Here is a 2,677-nt window from a genome sequence, read left to right as displayed (position 1 = left end):
GACACGGCCTCGACCGCATCTTTTTGCCCGATTACCCGCGCACCAATCAGTTGCTCCATATTGAGCAACTTGTCGCGCTCGCCCTCAAGCATCTTGTCGACAGGAATGCCTGTCCAGCGGCTGACGACGCTGGCGATATCTTGCGCGGTTACTTCTTCGCGCAGCATGGCGTTGCCTGCCGCTGATTCTGCTTCGGACAATTGCCGCTCAAGGCCCGGGATTGTGCCATATTGCAGCTCGCCCGCCTTGGCCAGATCGCCCGAACGTTGTGCCTGCTCAAGCTCGATACGCGCGGTGTCGAGCTGCTCCTTGATCTTGGCTTCCGCCGAAATCTTGTCTTTTTCCGCCTGCCAGCGTTGGGTCAGTTCGGATGATTGCTGCTCCAGATTGGCAAGTTCATTCTCCAGCGTGGCGAGCCGGTCTTTCGACGCGGCATCGCTTTCCTTACCAAGCGCTTCACGCTCGATTTTCAGCTGAATGATACGCCGGTCGAGCGTCTCGATGTCTTCGGGCTTGGATTCCACTTCCATGCGGAGCCGCGACGCGGCTTCGTCCATCAGGTCGATGGCTTTATCGGGCAGGAAACGGTCGGCAATATAGCGGTGCGATAATGTCGCGGCGCTCACCAACGCGCCATCGGTGATCCGCACGCCATGGTGCAGTTCATATTTCTCTTTCAACCCGCGCAGGATCGAAATCGTATCTTCGACCGTTGGCTCCCCGACGAACACGGGCTGAAACCGGCGCTGCAATGCGGGGTCTTTTTCGACATGCTTTTGATATTCATCGAGCGTCGTTGCGCCGATGCAGTGCAATTCACCGCGTGACAAAGCGGGCTTAATCAGGTTCGCCGCATCCATCGCGCCTTCGCCTTTGCCCGCGCCAACGAGCGTGTGCATTTCGTCGATGAACAGGATGATATCACCTTCGGCTTGCTTCACCTCATCCAGCACACCCTTCAGCCGCTCTTCAAATTCGCCGCGATATTTCGCGCCGGCAATCAAGGCGCCCATGTCGAGCGACAAGAGTTTGCGGTCCTTCAGGCTGTCTGGCACGTCGCCATTGGCAATGCGCAACGCCAGTCCTTCGGCAATGGCCGTTTTGCCGACGCCGGGTTCACCGATGAGAACAGGGTTATTCTTCGTGCGCCGCGCAAGAATTTGGATGGTGCGGCGGATTTCTTCATCACGGCCGATGACGGGATCAAGCTTGCCTGCCCGGGCCACTTCCGTCAGGTCACGCGCGAATTTCTTCAGCGCATCATAACGGTCCTCCGCGCCAGCGGTGTCTGCGGTTCGTCCGCCCCGCAGTGCATTAATCGCGGCGTTCAACCCCTCGGCGGTGACAGCGGCGGTGGCCAAGGCTTTGCCTGCGGTGGTGGTTGAGGCCAGCGCAAGCGCGAGCAACAGCCGTTCAACGGTCACATAGCTGTCGCCAGCCTTTTGCGCGACCTGTTCGGCGGAATCGAGAACACGCACGGCGTCATTATCAAGCCCCGGCGTCTGCTGCGCACCGCCACCGGACACCGCAGGCACCTTTGCCAACGCTGCGTCGGTTTCGCGCAAGGCGGTCGCGGCGTCGCCACCAGCCGCCTTGATCAGGCCCGAGGCCATGCCCTGTTCGTCTTCCAGCAAGGCTTTGAGGAGATGCTCAGGCCCAATACGCTGATGGCTCATACGAATGGCCACGGTCTGCGCGCTTTGCAGAAAACCCTTGGCCCGGTCGGTGAATTTCTCGAGGTTCATGCGCTATTTCCTAAATGTCGATGGAGCCTTTGTGGACAAAGGCCCCATCCCTATTCAGAATGTAGTGCGCCATTTCTGCAACACAAGTGCTGCGGCCATGCGCCGGAAATGCGCCGCCGCCGATATTATTTCCAGTTGCGGGCAAGCGCGTCTAGCAATTGCACGCCCCAGCCCGATGCGCCCTTTGGCGTCACTGGCCCAGACCTATCCGCCCAGTTGACGCCGGCAATATCAAGGTGCGCCCAAGGAATATTTTTATCGACGAAGAAGCCAACGAAGGTGGCGCCAAGACCTGCGCCGGGGCCGCCGCCTTCAACGACGTTTTTAATGTCGGCAATGTCGGATTTCATATCATCGAGATAGTTTTTGTGCAGCGGCATCCGCCACACATCTTCACCCGTTGCGGCGCCCGCCGCGGTAACCGCTGCAGCCAATTTGTCATCACGGCTGAATAGGCCAGCATATTCGTCGTTCAGGGCGCTAACAATGGCGCCGGTAAGCGTTGCCATGTTTACCAACGCGGCTGGTTTTTTATGGGTAACAACATATTCATTGGCGTCCGCCATTACCAAGCGGCCTTCGGCGTCGGTGTTGAGGATTTCAATGGTCTTGCCGCTCATCGTGCGGACGACGTCGCCCGGACGCTGCGCATTGCCGCCGGGCATATTTTCGGACAGTGCGGCAACGCCGATGACGTTCACCGATGCCTTTGACTTTGCGAGCGACAAGACAGCGCCCATGATGCTGGCTGCACCGGACATGTCGGACTTCATTTCCCACATGCCCGCGCCGGGCTTGAGCGATGTTCCGCCGGAGTCAAAGGTAATCCCCTTGCCAACCATCGCCAAGGGCGCACCATCGCCAGCGCCGCGATATTCGACGATCATCATCCGCGATGGACGGCGCGAACCTTGGCCCACGCCAAGTATCGT

2 protein-coding genes are annotated in these 2,677 nt (G+C 59.1%); both read right to left on the bottom strand.

The features are described 5' to 3' along the window. The coding region (locus ACIQ0G_RS10850) for a Clp protease N-terminal domain-containing protein (RefSeq protein ID WP_397577916.1) at positions 1-1,745 on the bottom strand (1,745 nt) is incomplete at its 3' end. 125 nt (positions 1,746-1,870) lie between these two features. Beyond that, a partial coding sequence (locus ACIQ0G_RS10845; RefSeq protein ID WP_397577915.1) for a leucyl aminopeptidase family protein occupies positions 1,871-2,677 on the bottom strand: 807 nt, incomplete at its 5' end.

This window comes from Sphingorhabdus sp. (genome assembly GCF_044354325.1).
Lineage (GTDB): Bacteria > Pseudomonadota > Alphaproteobacteria > Sphingomonadales > Sphingomonadaceae > Sphingorhabdus_B.
Note: the sequence above shows the minus strand (reverse complement) of the source record. Positions and strands in the feature narration are given on the sequence as shown.